The 17,940-nt window shown below is 42.5% G+C and carries 18 protein-coding genes and 1 tRNA gene; 12 read left to right on the top strand and 7 right to left on the bottom strand.

Annotated elements, in window-relative coordinates; translation table 11 throughout:
- Positions 1-453: 453 nt before the first annotated feature.
- From J3L18_RS05180 to J3L18_RS05165, 4 genes are all read right to left on the bottom strand, one after another.
- Complete coding sequence (locus J3L18_RS05180) at positions 454-1,215, bottom strand: tRNA(His) guanylyltransferase Thg1 family protein (RefSeq protein WP_129569800.1); 762 nt, start codon at positions 1,213-1,215, stop codon at positions 454-456.
- Positions 1,205-1,651, bottom strand: coding sequence for an AAA family ATPase (locus tag J3L18_RS05175; RefSeq protein ID WP_091162425.1), 447 nt, complete (start codon positions 1,649-1,651; stop codon positions 1,205-1,207). The genes J3L18_RS05180 and J3L18_RS05175 overlap by 11 nt, the downstream gene beginning before the upstream one ends.
- 105 nt (positions 1,652-1,756) lie before the next feature.
- Positions 1,757-1,843: transfer RNA gene (locus tag J3L18_RS05170), tRNA-Ser, on the bottom strand.
- An 85-nt stretch (positions 1,844-1,928) separates the two neighbouring features.
- Complete coding sequence (locus J3L18_RS05165; RefSeq protein ID WP_129569799.1) at positions 1,929-3,998, bottom strand: HD family phosphohydrolase; 2,070 nt, start codon at positions 3,996-3,998, stop codon at positions 1,929-1,931.
- A gap of 114 nt (positions 3,999-4,112) precedes the next feature.
- Between J3L18_RS05165 and J3L18_RS05160 the strand changes: the two genes are divergently transcribed.
- From J3L18_RS05160 to J3L18_RS05110, 11 genes are all read left to right on the top strand, one after another.
- Positions 4,113-4,970, top strand: coding sequence for an SPFH domain-containing protein (locus tag J3L18_RS05160; RefSeq protein ID WP_129569798.1), 858 nt, complete (start codon positions 4,113-4,115; stop codon positions 4,968-4,970).
- Positions 4,971-4,974: 4 nt separating this feature from the next.
- Positions 4,975-5,502 carry a hypothetical protein gene (locus tag J3L18_RS05155; protein WP_129569797.1) on the top strand — a complete coding sequence of 176 codons (528 nt, stop codon included), beginning with the start codon at positions 4,975-4,977 and terminating at the stop codon, positions 5,500-5,502.
- A 1-nt stretch (position 5,503) separates the two neighbouring features.
- Positions 5,504-5,674 (top strand): type II toxin-antitoxin system antitoxin, encoded by a 171-nt coding sequence (locus tag J3L18_RS05150; RefSeq protein ID WP_091162415.1) that lies wholly within the window; start codon positions 5,504-5,506, stop codon positions 5,672-5,674.
- 215 nt (positions 5,675-5,889) lie between these two features.
- Entirely contained in the window at positions 5,890-7,068 is a 1,179-nt protein-coding gene (locus tag J3L18_RS05145; protein WP_129569796.1) for an acetyl-CoA C-acyltransferase, read from the top strand.
- 156 nt (positions 7,069-7,224) lie between these two features.
- A complete protein-coding gene (locus J3L18_RS05140; RefSeq protein WP_129569795.1) occupies positions 7,225-8,148 on the top strand; it encodes a hypothetical protein in 924 nt (307 codons plus the stop codon).
- A 121-nt stretch (positions 8,149-8,269) separates the two neighbouring features.
- Positions 8,270-9,748, top strand: coding sequence for a POT-type proton-dependent oligopeptide transporter (locus tag J3L18_RS05135; RefSeq protein WP_129569794.1), 1,479 nt, complete (start codon positions 8,270-8,272; stop codon positions 9,746-9,748).
- A 117-nt stretch (positions 9,749-9,865) separates the two neighbouring features.
- Complete coding sequence (locus J3L18_RS05130) at positions 9,866-10,597, top strand: polyprenol monophosphomannose synthase (protein ID WP_129569793.1); 732 nt, start codon at positions 9,866-9,868, stop codon at positions 10,595-10,597.
- Positions 10,598-10,779: 182 nt separating this feature from the next.
- Positions 10,780-11,802: a Holliday junction branch migration DNA helicase RuvB gene (gene ruvB, locus J3L18_RS05125; RefSeq protein ID WP_090526672.1), complete on the top strand. Its 1,023-nt coding sequence runs from the start codon at positions 10,780-10,782 to the stop codon at positions 11,800-11,802.
- A 26-nt stretch (positions 11,803-11,828) separates the two neighbouring features.
- Positions 11,829-13,025: a Gfo/Idh/MocA family protein gene (locus J3L18_RS05120; RefSeq protein ID WP_129569792.1), complete on the top strand. Its 1,197-nt coding sequence runs from the start codon at positions 11,829-11,831 to the stop codon at positions 13,023-13,025.
- 17 nt (positions 13,026-13,042) lie between these two features.
- Entirely contained in the window at positions 13,043-13,921 is an 879-nt protein-coding gene (locus J3L18_RS05115; RefSeq protein WP_129569791.1) for a hypothetical protein, read from the top strand.
- Positions 13,922-14,036: 115 nt separating this feature from the next.
- On the top strand, positions 14,037-14,924 hold the full coding sequence (locus tag J3L18_RS05110; RefSeq protein WP_129569790.1) for a polysaccharide deacetylase family protein: 888 nt from the start codon (positions 14,037-14,039) through the stop codon (positions 14,922-14,924).
- 160 nt (positions 14,925-15,084) lie between these two features.
- On the opposite strand, the gene J3L18_RS05105 is transcribed toward J3L18_RS05110, so the two are convergent.
- Positions 15,085-15,273, bottom strand: coding sequence for a hypothetical protein (locus J3L18_RS05105; RefSeq protein ID WP_090526666.1), 189 nt, complete (start codon positions 15,271-15,273; stop codon positions 15,085-15,087).
- A gap of 8 nt (positions 15,274-15,281) precedes the next feature.
- Positions 15,282-15,650, bottom strand: coding sequence for a SpoIIAA family protein (locus tag J3L18_RS05100; protein WP_090526664.1), 369 nt, complete (start codon positions 15,648-15,650; stop codon positions 15,282-15,284).
- A 169-nt stretch (positions 15,651-15,819) separates the two neighbouring features.
- Here J3L18_RS05100 and queG point away from each other — a divergent pair, with 169 nt between their 5' ends.
- A complete protein-coding gene (gene queG / locus J3L18_RS05095) occupies positions 15,820-16,758 on the top strand; it encodes a tRNA epoxyqueuosine(34) reductase QueG (protein ID WP_129569789.1) in 939 nt (312 codons plus the stop codon).
- A 120-nt stretch (positions 16,759-16,878) separates the two neighbouring features.
- On the opposite strand, the gene J3L18_RS05090 is transcribed toward queG, so the two are convergent.
- Positions 16,879-17,904: a 3'-5' exonuclease gene (locus J3L18_RS05090; RefSeq protein WP_129569788.1), complete on the bottom strand. Its 1,026-nt coding sequence runs from the start codon at positions 17,902-17,904 to the stop codon at positions 16,879-16,881.
- Between the last annotated feature and the right edge of the window lie 36 nt (positions 17,905-17,940).

The raw sequence follows: 17,940 nt of genomic DNA, 5'->3' as shown, positions 1-17,940 counted from the left end.
ATATTTAGATTACATAACCAAATTATAAGTATGTTTTTAAAGAAACAACAAGAGTAAAATAATGGTACTAAATTGTATATGACTGCACATAGCGTTTACACCATTTGTAAATCGGTTTTTTAGAATTCTATCGATAATGGATAAACCACAACATATTGACCCTGTTGGCCAATTTGGTTTTGGCCACCTTTAGTTATCAAAATCAAATAGTTAAGAATGTAAATGAAATTGGTGAAGAGGGATGAATCAAAAATGGTTTTTCCAGATCTCCTTTATGATGCGAATTGATGGCAACTTTGAGTATTTGACATAAAGCAAAATCATTTAACCATTTGATTTAAAATTTTTTAACAGATACAAATCAATATCAGCGGGTGGAAACCTGTTAGAACACCTGGAAGGGATTTTGGAGGTTGTAAAAAGTATTAAGAAAGTGTAAACTCAGTCCTGCTTTTAGTACTTGTCTACCAGATCATGTATAAATTTATTGTATTCATCCCGCATGGGCAATTCCATGTTTATATAAAGTGTACGTCGGTTAATTAACACGTGTTCATCGGTCTTCGGATTAAATCCTTCCTTTTTTAAATCCTTCCAATACAAACCTATTCCTCTTTTTTGCCAAGCGGGAAGATTGTTGAAATTTACGCCATACTGAAATAATAATTCATTTTTATTAGCAATGCTCATCCCCTCGATTTTTGAAGTTGCCTCATTCATGGTAAAACCATCTTGTCTTAGCCGCCAGTAACAATGTGTATTTAAGGCGTTTCTGTGTGCATCTTCATTACGCCATCTAAAATAATCTTCCACTAAATTTCTATTGGGAAGCTCTGAGAGGCGGCAGTCAAAAGCTGCCACGCTGCCCAGCGATGCGGAGAATTTGGCGCTGGCTTCGCTTGCTAATATGGAAATGTATTTTCTGGTCTTTCGGCCAAAAAGATTTTCGTTTGGGTGCAGGAGCAGTGATATTTCGTCACTTTCGGTATAACCATATATCACATTGAAACCGCAATTCATCAGGTGTTTTACTGTTTCAACCATCAAGTCCCGAAATTTTTCGTCAAAAGGTGCTTCGAATTTGTGTGTTTCTTTTGTAAGTCTGGTGAAACTTCGTCCATCAATTCTGGCTACAATGTACATATCAGGGAGTACGCAGCGGTCTTGTGAGGTCTCATATATCCTCATTTTTTCATCTAAATCATTAAACTTCATCTAACCATTTGTTTACTGTAAATGTATTATTTTCCGCTACTACATAATAAAGTTCATCAAAACCTTCTGCTATCTGCGGTAAGACAAGACGCTTAAAAGTTCCCCGTATGCCAATTTCAGGGATATTTTCTTTACCAACACGTTGATTATTCCGCTTTATGGCATCAGTTATCTTAGATTGAAAATAATATCCAATCACTTTAAAGTTATTTGCTTTCGCGATAGTTATATATTTTGCTCTTTCTTCCAGGGAAGAATTAGTGTTATCTATTACAAATGGATGGGATGTTTGGATGCAAGTTTCTATAAACCTCAATTCTTTATTTCTTGTGTTTAGCTGGTCTAAGGAAATACGCATGTGGGTGTTAAAAAAACTCTCTTTAAAGAAAGTAGTTTTACCTGTCGCCTGAATTCCGCAAAATATTATAGCTTCCATTTGTGCAAATGTAAGCGTTTAATGGATGTAAGTAAACAGTGTCGGCTTTTATGACGGGACCTGTAGCAACAAAAAAGGACCGCAACTTGCGATCCTCTTTCGAAGCGGAGAGAGAGGGATTCGAACCCTCGGTACCGTTTCCAGTACGACAGTTTAGCAAACTGTTCCTTTCGGCCTCTCAGGCATCTCTCCGTTTTGTTTTTTTTAATTATATCCCTTTTTTCAGGGACTGCAAATATAGTAATTCAAGTATCCCCGCAAAAAAAAATTACATTTTTTAATAATCTATCCTGACATGATAAATACTCATTAGCATACGCTTAAAAATAGCCTTGATTGTTTCTATATCTTTCAAAGTTATATTACTGTCTTTCAACTGGTTTTGATCAAGCTTGTATTTTACAATACGGTCTACCAGTACACTGATGGATTCTTCATCAGGCTCTTTTAATGAGCGCGATGCGGCCTCAACCGAGTCGGCAAGCATTAAAACGGCACCTTCTTTGGTAAAAGGAATAGGGCCGGGATAGCGAAAAATGTTCTCGTTAATGAATTTTTCCGGAAAATTTTTCAATGACGACTGGTAAAAATAATCCACGCGGGTATTACCATGATGGGTACGGATAAAATCAATCACTACCTCGGGCAGGTTGGCCTTGCGTGCCATTTCAATCCCTCTGCTTACATGACGAATGATGATCTGGGCACTTTCTTCATACGGCAGTTTATCATGCGGGTTAAAGCCCGAACTTTGGTTTTCGATAAAGAACAGGGGGTTCTCCATTTTACCTATATCATGATAAAGCGCCCCCGCCCTAACCAGCAGGGCATTGCCACCAACTGCATAAATAGCGTTTTCGGCCAGGTTAGCTACCTGCAGCGAATGCTGAAAGGTGCCCGGAGCGTTAAAAGCCAGTTCGCGCAGCAATGGCGCATTGGTATTGGTTAGTTCGATGAGCGTAATTTCGGAAGTGATGGCAAAAACCTTCTCGAACAAATAAATAAGCGGGTAAGCCAGCAGGGTAAGCAGTACGCTAACTACAAAAGGCAAAAAGTCCATCCAGTCGATGTTCAGGAAATCACCCTCACGAATAAAGGTAATCCCCAAAAATGCCACGAAGTAGGTAAAAATAATGATCACTGCCGAGATCAAAAACTGCTCACGGCGTACAAGGTTTTTAATACTGTAGATGGATACCATACCCGCCGTAATCTCATAATAAGCAAACTCAAAACTGTTAGGTACAAAAAAGCCGGCTATGAGCACCACCAGCAAATGGATATTAAGCGCCAAACGAGTATCAAACAATATCCGGATAATAATAGGTACTATACAATAAGGGATATAGTACAAATTAGTCGGGAACTGGAGTTTTATAGCGAGCGATAAAGTGGCCAGCATGGTAGTAATTACCAGTAATATCAAACTTACCAACCTGTTATCGGCGTAAATATCCTTACGAAAAAGATACAGGAAAATCATGAGCAGCGATATGGCTATAGCCACCAGGAAAAATTGCCCCAAGAGTACTAAGTTCCTGTTACCGTTAACACGGGCGTTATCCTCAAAGGCTTTTTTAAATGATTCCAGTTTTTGATAAACATCATCATTAACTACCGAGCCTTTATAAACTATCACCTCTCCTTTTTGCACCATTCCGCGTGTTACCGAAAGACCATCTACAACTTCCTTCTCCAGTCTTGAAGTAAGGTTATTATCATAGGCAAGATTATTTTGGAGGCGGTTGCTGATCAGATCGAGCAGGAAGGCTTTATCTAAATCAGTATGCCTGCTCAATACCTTATCACAATAAGCCTGCGCTTTTTCTTTGGTAAACAGCTCACTGGTGTTTTTATCAGTGGCCACATTCTTATCCAGAATCCGTATGGGGTAATTTTCGGAGCTTTGCTGATATTTGGCATTGGGTTTAAAAACCCCTGTCTGGTAAATTTCGGTCAATAAATCGGTGCCGACAGCAATGTACTTCGACTTGAGTTTGTCATTGATACCGGCATTGTGCCATTTAATTTCCAGGTCGGCTTTAAAACCTTCTATCTGCTGGTTTTGCATCCCTGCGTCCAACTGGTAAATTGGCGTTACGCTTTCCAGCGCCGATTTTTGATCGGCCATGATTTCCTGCGGTGTTTTTAGTATTGCGAAATTATAGGGCGATACCAGGTCTTTCTGGTTCCAGATCCTCCCCTTTTCGTGCTCGTAGCTAAATTTTGCCTGCTTCGGTAAAAAGTAAACAATAAGCACGATACTAATCAGCATCATCAAAAACTTAACATTACGGGCGTATTTGCGCAGTAAAGCCTTTTGGCGCGAAGTGGATAGTTTTGCCATTTAAATGATTAACCTGCCAAAAATAATATAAGTTTCTGTTATATGCAGTTTTTCTTGCTTTTGTAAAAATAAATTTGATATCTTTATGATATCATTTTAAAATCAAACTAAATCATGAATACTGAAAAAACCATTAACCCGCCATCCGGCTTCTCTGTGTTTATTTTGGCTATTGCTTTGTTAATTGCGGCCGTTTTCTGCTTAAGCACCGGACTGGAAGCTATCGGTTTCCTGTTAATTCCGGTGAGCCTCATATTTTTACTTCCTGGCATCATCGTTGTTAATCCCAACGAATCAAAAGTGCTTACCCTTTTTGGCAAGTATGTTGGTACTGTAAAAACTGACGGCTTTTTCTGGGTTAATCCATTCACTGTTAAAAAGAAGGTATCATTGAAGGCATTTAACCTTAACGGGCAACAACTGAAAGTGAACGATAGCATTGGTAACCCTATTGAAATCGCAGCTGTTATTGTATGGCAGATAAAAGATACCGCCGCTGCCGTGTTTGCAGTTGAAAATTACATTCAATATGTAAATATCCAGAGCGAAGCTGCAGTAAGGCACCTGGCCAACTCTTTCCCTTATGATAACCTGGAGGATGAAACTGCAGCCATCACCCTGCGCGGTGGCGCCGAACAGGTAAGCTCAATGTTGGAGAAGGAGTTGAACGAAAGGCTTGACCGCGCCGGCATTGAGGTATTAGAAGCCCGCATCTCCCATTTGGCCTACGCTCCTGAAATTGCCCATTCCATGCTGCAGGTACAGCAGGCATCGGCCATAATAGCTGCCCGTAAGCTGATAGTTGAAGGTGCCGTTGGCATGGTTGAAATGGCACTGAACAAGCTATCCGAAAAAAACATTGTTGAACTTGATGAAGAACGCAAGGCAGCCATGGTAAGTAACCTGCTGGTTGTACTTTGCGGTGATAAAGCCGTTAACCCTGTTGTTAATACAGGTACTTTATACCATTAATGCCATGGATCAATTTAGAAGCTTTGATCAGTTGCGCGTGTCGGAATTACCAGTACTGAGGCATGGTTTTTGGCGACCATGGTATGAGCTTACCGACGGGCAGTTTAGCTATGGGAAGCTCACCTATACAGGAGCTTTAAAACGTGCTTGCTTACTCGAAACAGCGAATGGAAACTGGATAGTAAAACGCAAGAACTGGATAGGCCGAAAACTTGTTATTGAGCAGCCCGATGGCATGGAAACAGGCTTGGTGGCACCAGAGATCTGGAGCCGTAAGATAACGCTCAATTTGAACAATGGGCTCATGGCTACTTTTTATAATAAAAAGATCCTTTCACGCACCTGCACCTGGGTAAACGAGCAATTGGGCGATATCCTGAATGTAGAAACCAAAATATGGAGCCGGAAAAATCCTTTTATTGTAAAAATGGACCTCGATATGATCAAAAAAGTACCAGAACTCCCTTTACTGGCGTTACTGGGCATAAATTTAGTTTTGTTAAAACAGGCCCAGGCAGCGGCCGCAAGTTGATATGGCCGAAAAAAAAGCATTTGTATTACGCATTAACCCCGACATGCTGAAGGAGATTGAGAGCTGGGCTGCTGAAGAATTCAGGAGCACCAACGGCCAGATCGAATACCTCATGCAACAAGCCCTGCATGCGAGGAAAAAAGGAGTTAAAAAGAAAAAAGAAGAAGAGTGATCAGAGGTTGGAGGTTAGAGATTAGTTGAATACCCATTATATAAATGGACAAAATGCCAGATTCTTAAGTCTTTTAATTCTGGTTCGGATAAGCGAAAACCCTAATCTCTAACCTCCAACCTCTAATCTCTTGCCCAACTAATTTTATTATGCATGCATAGTATTTTCTTTCATTCAAATCACTAAATTTGCCCACCAATTTTAATGAGGGACACATGAAAGAAGTAGTAATAGTAGCGGCTACGCGCACGCCTATAGGTAGTTTTGGAGGCAGCCTGGCTGCTATCGGCGCCACACAGTTGGGCGCGGCAGTCATCAAATCGGCAGTTGAAAAAGCGGGCTTACGCCCCGATCAGGTTCAGGAAGTTTATATGGGCAATGTAATGTCGGCCAATGTTGGGCAGGCGCCGGCAACACAGGCAGCTATTTTTGCCGGGCTCCCCTATTTGCCCGCAACAACCGTTAATAAAGTTTGTGCATCGGGCATGAAAGCCATTATGTTAGCCGCCGAAAGTATAGCCATAGGGCAAAACGATATTGTTGTTGCCGGCGGCATGGAAAGCATGAGCAACGTACCCTATTACCTGGATAAGGCCCGCAACGGTTACCGTTTAGGTAACGGGCAAATCATTGACGGTTTGGTAAAAGACGGTCTTTGGGATGTTTACAACGACTATCATATGGGCTCAGCAGCCGAACTTTGCGCTACCGACTGCAACATCAGTCGGGAGGAACAGGACGCATATGCCATACTATCATACCAGCGTGCCCAAAAAGCACAGGCAGACGGAAAATTTAAAGATGAAATAACTCCTGTTGGCCTTAAAGACAAAAAAGGCGATATCACGATGTTCGCCGAAGATGAGGAACCCAAAACAGTTAAGTTTGACAAGATCCCCTCATTAAAACCCGTATTTAAAAAAGATGGTACGGTTACGGCCGCCAATGCCTCGACCCTGAATGATGGTGCCGCAGCTATAGTGCTTATGAGCCGCGAAAAAGCGGATGAACTCGGTATAACCCCATTGGCTAAGGTGGTATCCTACGCCGATGCACAGCAGGCACCCGAATGGTTTACTACCGCACCGTCAAAAGCCATTCCGCTGGCACTGCACAGGGCGGGCCTGCAAAACTCCGATATCGACTTCTTTGAGATCAATGAAGCCTTCTCTGTAGTATCAATAGCCAACAACCAGCTTTTGAACCTCGACCCGGAAAAAGTAAACGTTAACGGCGGTGCTGTTTCATTAGGCCACCCTCTCGGCGCTTCGGGTGCACGAATCATTGTTACCCTTTTACACGTATTAAAGCAAAATAACGGCAAATATGGCGCTGCAGGTATCTGTAACGGAGGCGGTGGTGCCAGCGCAATGGTTATCGAAAATTTACGTTAGTATTGTGTGCAGAGGCTGTCATCCTGAGCCTGTCGAAGGACGCGCGCAGAGGCTCCACTATGCTTCGACGAGCTCAGCATGACCCGTTTTAAATTTGTTATAATAGGTACGAAGCCATGACAAAAAAAAATAAGCTCAACTAATTAAATTAAAATAGTGACAAAAAAAACCCTTCTTACTATCTTCTCCATACTGCTTTGCATGCAAACTTTTGCGCAATACCATGACGAAGGTACAAGGCTCAAAAAACTTAACGAATACCAGGATAGTCTCACTCGCCTTGGCAAAAAAATTGTAAATGATGAGAACGACATGGAGCGTAAAAATGCCAATTATCAGTTCATTAAAACACTGGTACAAGCGCTGAAGGTCAATAACTCATTCCTGTTCCCTTTTGATTCGGTTAAAAGCATCAGCATTGTCAACTCGCCCGATAACCGTTTTCGCATCCTGAGCTGGCATGTTACAAACCTCGATGGCAGTTATCGCTTTTATGGTACCGTTCAAATAAATACCGGCGGCCCGCTCAAAATGTACCCGCTCGAAGATTATTCGCCTTTATTGAAAAACCCAGAGGATTCGGTAACCGATAGCCATAAATGGTATGGTGCCCAATACTATAAGATAATGCCGGTGTACGGCCCCAAACCATATTATGTATTATTAGGGTGGAAAGGTAATACCGTTAAATCCACAAAAAAAGTGATCGATGCAATTTCATTTAACAATGGTGTACCGCAGTTTGGCATGCCCGTGTTTAACGGCAATGGCAAAACCCGCAGCCGTGTTATATTTGAGTACGCCCGGCAGGTATCGATGCTATTAAGATTTGTGCCCGAGAAAAATATTATTGTTTTTGACCATCTTTCGGCGCCGGATAGCCGGAGTAAAGACAAACCTGAAACCTTTGGCCCCGATTTGAGTTACGATGGCTACCAATTAAAAGATGGCCGCTGGACTTATATAGAAAACCTTGACATGCGCAACATTGCCGACGGCAATTCGGCCACCGATAACGAATATATTGACCCCAAAAAGCAGGCCGCAAAAGACCGCGCTCTTTTACCGGTAAAACATTAAGAAATTAAACAACAGCAATAGCCCCAAAATCAACACTTTTATTGTTTAAATTGTAACACTTTCGGTATTAAATTTCGGATTGGAAGATTTATATTACCTTTAGCAAATTTTAAGTTAACTGATGCAAGAAAAAACTGCTCCACTAAAATCAAAATTCCCCAAGAGCGTCCCTTACATTATTGGCAATGAAGCCGCTGAACGTTTTAGCTTTTATGGCATGCGTTCGATACTTACCCTTTTTCTGGTAAAACAATTCTTTAACCCTGCAGGTAATCCCGCGTTAGCCCAACAGGCTGATGCCCATGCCAATAAGCTGAACCATTTATTTGTTATGGTGGCTTACGCTTTACCATTTGTAGGCGGTATGGTGGCCGACTGGTTTACCGGCAAATACAAGCTCATCCTTTATATTTCTGTAGTATATTGCTTTGGACACCTGTTGCTGGCGATGTTTGATACAAGCCTTAGTGGCTTTGAGATAGGTATGCTTGTTGTCGCCATCGGTGCGGGTGGTATCAAATCGTGCGTTTCGGCCAACGTAGGCGACCAGTTTGATGCCAGCAACCAGGATTTGCTCTCAAAAGTTTACGGCTGGTTTTACTTTAGCATCAATGCAGGCTCTATGTTATCAACGATTGCTATCCCTACCATTTACAAATATTACGGCCCTAAATGGGCTTTTGGTGTTCCCGGGATATTAATGGGTTTGGCAACTGTTATATTTTTTATGGGCCGCAAAAAATATGTAAAAGTGCCTCCGCAGGGCGTAAACCGAAATAACCTGGTGTTTATTACCTGGTATGCACTTACCCATTTAAGTAAAAAGAAACCCGGGCAATCATTGCTTGATATTGCCAAAGAAAGTTATGACCCGGAACGCGTTGAAGGAGTTAAAGCGGTATACCGTGTAATTTCAGTATTCTTTTTTGCGCTGGCGTTTTGGGCTGTTTGGGACCAGTGCCTTTCAGAATGGACGCTGTATGCTGCAAAAATGGATCGAAACATCAATCTTGGTTTTACCTCATTCCAGATAGAACCAGGTTCAATGTCTACATTTAATACCATTTTCCTCCTGTTATTCATCCCGCTTTTTAACTATGTGATTTATCCGAATTTAGATAAGATCGGATTAAAAACAACACCATTACGAAGGCTTGGTGCGGGCTTGATTTTGACGGCGTTATCGTTTGTAGTTATCGGTTTTACACATGTAAGTATTGATCATGGTGGCTCTCCGTCAATGTGGTGGCAAGTGCTGGCCTTTTTAATACTCTCAGCTGCGGAAGTATTGGTGTCAATTACCGGTTTGGAATATGCTTATACCCATTCTCCAAAATCCATGAAAAGTACCATGTCGGGAATCTGGTTCCTGGTTGTTTCATTTGGCAACCTGATCACAGCTCTTGTTAACGGACTTATTGAAGACGGTGGCTGGTGGGCCAAAAATCTTGCTGGCGCCAACTATGAGTGGTTTTTCGTAAGTTTTATTGGAGTGTTTATCATCATCTTCATGTTTGTTGCGCCTCGTCTTAAAGAAAGAAACTATATCACCGACCCTTATATAGAAAACGAGGTTATTGCCGACACGAATAACCTATAAAATATGACTTCGAAAAAGCAGGACTGCATGTGCTTTCCTGTTTTTTTGTTTTGATGCTCTGTAAATTGATTATTTTCGCAGCTTAAACATTTAACTCATTTTCTAAAATAACGTTCAGTGCCTGATAGCGTCGTAATCATACCCACCTATAATGAGAAGGAAAACATCGAGCGGATGATCCGCAAGGTATTCTCTTTGCCTCATGATTTTCATATCCTGATCATTGACGACGGATCACCCGACGGTACGCCGCAGATAGTAAAAAGTTTGCAAGCTGAATATGACGGTCGGCTTTTTATGGAAGAACGAGCTGGTAAACAGGGATTGGGCACTGCCTATATACATGGTTTTAAATGGTGTATAGCCCGCCATTACGACTATATTTTTGAGATGGATGCTGACTTTTCGCACAATCCGGATGACCTGTTGAAACTAAGGCAAGCCTGTATTGATGGTGCCGACGCGGCAATAGGTTCGCGCTATGTAACCGGCGTAAACGTGGTAAACTGGCCCATGAGCCGGGTGTTGATGAGCTATTTTGCATCAGTATATGTACGTTTTATAACCGGCATGAAAGTGCAGGACGCCACCGCGGGCTTTATGTGCTACAAACGCAGGGTGCTTGAAACCGTTAAGCTGGATAAAATCAAGTTTGTTGGTTACGCCTTCCAGATCGAGATGAAATATACTACCATTAAACATGGCTTTAAGCTGGTAGAAGTCCCAATTATATTTACCGACCGCACTGCCGGTACCTCCAAAATGTCGACGCGTATTTTCCGGGAAGCATTTTTAGGCGTGATCCAGATGAAGATCAACAGCATTTTCAGGAAATACCCGGAGGGATGACTTTAAGGTGAAAGGATAAAGGTAAAAGGCGAAAGGTAGAATCATTTCGCCTTTTTACATTTAAAAAAAGATAGAAAACCTTTTACCTTTAACCTTTTGCCTTTAACCTAACAAAAAAAGAAACAAACCATTTACCTTTAACCTTTCACCTTTAGCCTAAAAAATTACTAATTTCGTTGGCAATGAATGAGCATCTTGACCCTGAACGCGAACGTCTCAGTCCGGCCGAACGTGATATTGAAAAAGTATTGCGGCCGCAGCAATTTGAAGACTTTACCGGTCAGCATAAAATATTAGCCAATTTAAAGATCTTTGTACAAGCTGCCCGTCAGCGCGGAGAAGCGCTTGATCATGTATTGCTGCATGGCCCTCCGGGTTTAGGCAAAACCACCCTTTCACACATTATCGCCAATGAAATGGGTGTAGGCATTAAGATCACCTCAGGCCCTGTTTTAGATAAACCCGGCGATTTGGCGGGTTTGCTTACCAATCTTGAAACCGGGGATATCCTTTTTATTGATGAAATTCACCGCTTAAGTCCGCTGGTTGAAGAATACCTCTACTCGGCCATGGAGGATTTTAAGATAGATATTATGCTGGAGAGCGGCCCCAATGCCCGTTCGGTACAAATTTCGCTTAATCCGTTCACCCTGGTAGGCGCAACTACCCGTTCCGGCTTGCTTACTGCGCCTCTAAGGGCCAGGTTTGGTATCAACTCGCGCCTGGAATATTACGATGCCAAACTGCTTACCACCATTGTACTACGTTCGGCATCGATACTAAAAACACCTATTACTGATGAAGGTGCTTATGAAATCGCCCGCCGCAGCCGTGGTACCCCCCGTATTGCCAATGCATTACTTCGCCGCACACGTGATTTCGCCCAAATCAAAGGAAATGGCAAGATTGATACGGAGATTGCCCAGTATGCATTGAACGCTTTAAATGTAGATAGTCACGGACTGGACGAAATGGACAACAAGATCCTGCTTACCATTATTGATAAGTTTAAAGGTGGTCCTGTAGGTTTAAAAACCGTTGCAACAGCAGTTGGTGAAGACGAGGGCACAATTGAAGAGGTTTACGAACCGTTTTTAATACAGGAAGGCTTTTTAATGCGTACGGCTCGCGGCCGTGAAGCTACTGAAGCTGCCTACAAACATTTAGGAAAGATAAAGCTGGGAGGAAATCCATCCTTATTTTGAGATAAACGTATACATCGCCACCAATCATGAAAACCAAATTAAAACTACTGCTCACTACAACTACGCTCTTTTTAAGCTGCATAACTATCGCATCGGCACAAACAACACCTCCGCCACCGGGTACAGCACCAGCCCCTTCGGTTACGGCACCTACCGATTCAGTTAACAAGGCAAAAAAAGACACCATACCGGTGATACACAAGCCCGTACCGACGCTAAAAGTAGGTATTATGGGCTTAAACCATGACCATATCCACCTCATATTAAGTGAGTACCGAAAAGGAAACGTAAATATTGTAGGCATTGCCGAACCTGATAAAAAGCTTTGGGAAAAATTTGGCAAAGCATATAACCTGCCCGATTCCCTGTTTTTTGATGACCTAAGGAAAATGTGCACCACCCGTAAGCCTGCTATTGTGTTGGGTTACAACGCTGTTGGCAAACATGTGGATATTGTGGAGACCTGCGCACCCTTAGGTATTTCTGTAATGGTTGAAAAACCGTTGGCCGCCACCCTTGAGCAGGCTAAACGTATGGAGTTTCTGGCCCTTAAATACTACGTCAAAGTATTAACCAATTATGAAACTACCTGGTACCCATCCTTTCAGGATGTTTATAATACCGTTAAGCAGGACAGCATAGGTTTGATCCGTAAAATGGTGGTGCATGACGGGCACCAGGGGCCACGCGAAATTGGCTGCAGCGAAGACTTTTTGAGCTGGTTAACAGATCCTGTATTAAATGGTGCAGGCGCCCTAAATGATTTTGGCTGCTATGGCGCCGATTTGATGACCTGGCTAATGAAGGGCCAGCGCCCGATAGCAGTAACCGCTATCGCAAGGCATTATAAACCAACCGTATATCCGAAGGTTGAGGATGATGCCACCATATTGGTTGAATACGCCAATGCCACCGGGCAAATTGAAGCCTCCTGGAACTGGCCTTTCAGTATCAAGGACATGGAGATTTTCGGTGCTAAGGGTTATATCCATGCCTTCGATAAGGATAGTGTTGAAATAAAAGTTAATAACCGTGTAAGAGGTTATAAAGCCGCCCCACTGGTAGCACCAGCTGATGCGCCGGTAGCCTATTTTACTTCGGCCCTCGCAAATCCGCTCAGGCACCCGGATGACCGTTCATCATTAAAATACAATATGATTGTTATGCAAATCCTGGATGCCGCCAAGCGGTCAATAAAAGAAGGAAAGCGTATAGTTTTATAACAAACACAACAGGGCCGATGAAATACATAACTTTATTACTGTTATTTTCCTCGGCCTTGTTAAGCTGCGGAATCAAAAAAGACAAAGCATCCGCTGAGGTTTACCCAACGGCTAGTTACTTAAAGATCAAACTTGATGCTGCCGGGCATCTGCCTGCCAATCCCTACATCTTAAGGTTTAAAAACGACAAAAAGGAGATTGTTTTTTGTGGCGTTAACCATTTGCCGGATAACAACGACACCGAAAATCCGATGTTTAAGGGGATCGAAAAGGTCTTTTTTGAATTTAAACCCGATGTATGCGTGAATGAAGGAGGCGATGTTTCAAAAACAGTGTTCGCATCAAAAGAAGAAGCCATACAAAAAGATGGCGAAATAGGGCTAACTAAAATCCTTGCCGACAGTCTTAAAATAAAAACTGTTAACGGCGACATGACCGATAGCCTGGAATTTAAAGAGTTATTGAAAAGATACACCACTGCTGAGTTTTTAGCTTATATCGTGACCGAACGTTTTATGTGGGGCCAACGCCCTCCTGTTACCGATAGCGCGGCATTTAAAGCAAACTACGCTAAATTTATACAAGGCTATATCATGAAAACAGGTGGAGTAAAGCTTTCACCGGCTGAGCAAACCCTGGATTATTTTGAAGCCGCCTATCAAAAACTGCTTAACCGCCCTTTTAAGCTCGAGGAGCTGGAACCTACCAATCCGTTTGACCCCAAAGGAAAATTTCAGGAAATTGGCAGAGCCTCCAAAGAGATCAGGGATCAAAGCCTGCTTCGCACCATTGACAATCTGCTTAAAACCCATAACAAAGTGTTTGTAGTTTTTGGCGGATGGCACCTGCTTACCTGCGAGCCGGGCCTGAAGCAGATCATCAATAAAAGCGAATAATTATCCGGTTATCATACTTAAAGTCTTAATTAATTTTGTTTACATCGCAAGGCTTGCGTGTTATATAATTATTAATTTAGCTGCCGTTAATTAAGGAATAAAACCAACCTATAATATGATAAAACAAACGTTAGCCATGCTGGCCCTTTGTGCTTTCGGCGCTGTTTCATGCCAGTCGAAGCCATCAGATAAATCAACTACTGCTGCCCCTGTTGCCGAAGTTCCGGCTGCCAATGCACCATCACAGGGTGATGCGGCCGCTATTTTAGCCCGCAAACAGGTACCTATCCTCTGCTACCACCAAATCCGCGACTGGAAGCCTACCGATTCAAAAAACGCTAAAGATTATATAGTTCAGGTTGCTGCTTTTAAAGAGCACATCAAAATGCTGGCCGACAGTGGTTATCATACCATACTGCCCGATCAGCTTTATGCATACCTTACCAAGGGCGCGCCGCTGCCTAAAAAGCCTATCATGCTTACGTTTGACGATACCGACCTTGATCAGTTCACCATTGCCAATCCTACCCTTAAAAAGTATGGTTTTAAAGCGGTTTATTTTGTGATGACCGTATCGTTAGGCCGTCCGCATTACATGACCAAAGAGCAGGTAAAACAACTATCAGATGAAGGTAACGTTATTGCCAGCCATACCTGGGACCACCACCGTGTTGACCGTTACTCACACACTTCTACCCTCAAAATCATTGGTAAAAACGGTAAAATAACCAATCGCCCGGTGGATGACTGGGTTACCCAAATCGAAAAACCAACCAAAACGTTGGAAGAGATCACCGGCAAAAAAATGGATTACTTTGCTTATCCGTTTGGCATCTGGAACAAAGCCGCTTTACCTGAGCTTAGGAAACGTGGCTTTAAAATGGCTTTCCAATTAGCTGATAAACGTGATCAAACTGATCCGTTGATGACCGTGCGCCGTATTTTAGATAGCGGATACTGGAGTACCAAAACGTTAAGCAACAGTATCAGGAACAGCTTTTAGCCCCCGCCCCCTAAAGGGGGAGATATGGAGGATATTTAAATAAGAAATGCCGGCTCAAAGAGTTGGCATTTCTTATTTTCTGCCATCTATTTAGGCATAGCCATCAACTTAAGGAATAAAAAGCTGGGAACTTGCGATTCCCCTTTTGGGGGCGGACGCCTCACAAATCCTCACCCGCCGGGCCTTGCCCTTTGTTTGACGACGGCATTTTGCTAATATCCTTTTCGTCGGGCTTTAAATGAACTATCTCGGCTATTATGGTATCATCACCGGTATTTTCACCTAACTCATCATTGTGCAGATCTGAATCATCATTATTCATAGCTGCTCTTTCATCTATAGTTTCCATAATGATATTTATTTATTTCCTGTTATCCATTTTACGGCTTCGTCTAATTCTTCCAGCCTATAGCCTGCAAACTTGCCCGGTAAAATATATTTAAACAAATGACTGAACTCCCGAACACCGTCCTGATCGGTTACAACGGCAACTTTGTTCCACCGGGTAAAATATTTAAGGCCCAGCCTGATATTACCGCACCAGGCACCTGCTGTAAAATTTTTAATATTAGTTTCCAGCACCAGTAAAAAGTTTATCCGCCCGGTTTGTTTTACCTGTTGCTCAAGCAATGGTCGTAAAGCCCTTTCATAATCACCAATAGTAACGTGGCCTGCTGCATGCATCCCTAACACATGCGCAGGCAAATATTTAATATGCTCAAGCATGCTATAAATTCTTATTTTTTAATCAGATACAAAAACTGAACCAATAGTAAACTTATAGCAAAACGGAGTAAAGTATAATAACGAATAATGTGCTTATGCAAGTATACAAACCTGATTGGGGGGCGTCTCTGTACACTCACCAATTTCAATTTATAGTATCTTTGCACAAATGCAGCAAAACAAATCCACATACAGTCAACTCATTAAAAACGAGGCGCAAAAACTCGGTTTTTTGTTTTGTGGCATTGCCAAAGCAGGTTTTTTGGAAGATGAAGCCCTGCACCTTGAAACCTGGCTAAATAAAAACATGCACGGCGAAATGGCCTATATGGAAAACCATTTCGATAAGCGCCTCGACCCCCGTTTGTTAGTTGATGGGGCAAAGTCAGTCATCTCGCTTGGTATAAATTACTATACGGATAAGCAACAGGATGATCCTTTATCGCCCAAAATCTCTAAATACGCTTATGGAATTGACTACCACACGGTGATTAAAGATAAGCTGAGGTTATTAATGCAAATCATTAATAATAAAATTGGTGAAGTAGGCGGCCGTGCATTTGTTGATTCGGCCCCGGTACTTGATAAGGCATGGGCACGTAAAGCAGGAATGGGCTGGATTGGCAAAAACAGCAACCTGCTTAACAAAAAAGCCGGCTCGTTCTTTTTCCTGGCAGAACTGATCATTGACCTTGAACTGGAGTACGATATAGCTCCCACAGCCGATCATTGCGGCACCTGCACCAATTGTATCGACGCCTGCCCTACTGATGCCATTGTAGGCCCGTATGTGGTTGATGGCAGCCGTTGTATCTCCTATTTAACCATCGAACTTAAAAACGAAATTCCACAGGAGTTTAAGGGCAAGATGGATAACTGGATGTTTGGTTGTGACGTTTGCCAGGATGTTTGCCCCTGGAACCGCTTCTCGGTGCTAAATACCGAACCAGCCTTTACTCCGCACCCTGATTTACTGCACTTGAAAACCGCCGACTGGCAGGACATTACACAGGATATTTTTCAAAAAGTATTTAAAAATTCGGCCGTTAAGCGCACAAAATTTAGTGGGTTGAAACGAAATATCGATTTTTTGAAGGTTAAAGGTTAACGTATCCTTCCTTTTCTGGTTTCAAAATAATATCAACAAAAAACCCTTGCAATTATTTATGCAAGGGTTTCAATAAAAAATCCTAAAATCTTTTAATCCTAAAAATCAGGGTTCAAAATATTATCCTTTTTTAAACTTCAACGCTAACTGGGCCAGCATATCATCGTTAACCGGCTGGGCTGGCTCATCCTTCTTTTTAAAAGGTTTGTTTTGATAGTGCTGATTTTTGGTATGATCGGGCTTGGTATACTCTTTTTTCTGGTACTCAGGTTTAGAAGCAGCGGGCTGTTGATCTGCCGGTTTTGGCTGGGCAGCTTTGTTGGCCTGGCGTTCGGCTGCTTTTTTGGCGTTCCAGCGGGTGTAAATTTCTTCGAGTTTGCGTTTAGTATAAAGCGGAAAATCACCCTGCATCATCCATGAGTAATAACTTGGCTCGGCGTTCAACACGTCTTCAACACGTTTGCCTTTATGTTTGCCAAAGTTTATCAACTCCTCGCCCTGTTCATTATAAACCATACGACCGGCAAAATCAACCGGTTTGCTCAGGTTAGTAAATGCGTGCAGCGCTTCAACATCGCCCACAACAGGGATTATTTTATTACCTTTTTTATCTTCCCACTCTACATTTTCATAACGCTCAATCTGCGCCAGCAAAACTTCCATGGTAGCGCGAGTATCTGCTTCGGCCGAATGGGCGTTTTCAATTACTTTATTGCAATAAAACTGGTAGGCAGCCTTTAACGTGCGTTGCTCCATTTGATGAAATATGTTCTGTACATCAACAAAATGGCGGGCATCCAGGTTGAAATCCACTCCGGAACGTAAAAATTCCTCCATAATCATGGGGATATCAAACTTATTTGAATTGTATCCGGCCAAATCGCTATCACCAATAAAATCGGCTATTTCCTGGCCAAGCTCTTTAAATTGCTTTTCGTTTTGTATGTGCTCATCGTAGATGCCGTGCACCAGCGACGACTCGAGCGGGATAGGAATGCCCGGGTGAACACGCCACGTTCTCACTTCTTCGCTGCCATCAGGGTTAAGCTTGATAACAGATATTTCAACTATACGGTCGGCACCGATATTGGTACCTGTTGTTTCAAGATCAAAGAAAGCCAGGGGCCGTTTTAAATTTAATTTCATTTGTAAGTGTTCAGAGATGCAAAGGTCGCAAATGTC

The organism is Mucilaginibacter gossypii (assembly GCF_017569325.2).
GTDB classification, from domain to species: Bacteria; Bacteroidota; Bacteroidia; order Sphingobacteriales; family Sphingobacteriaceae; genus Mucilaginibacter; species Mucilaginibacter gossypii.
This window is presented reverse-complemented; position numbering and strand designations above follow the sequence as displayed.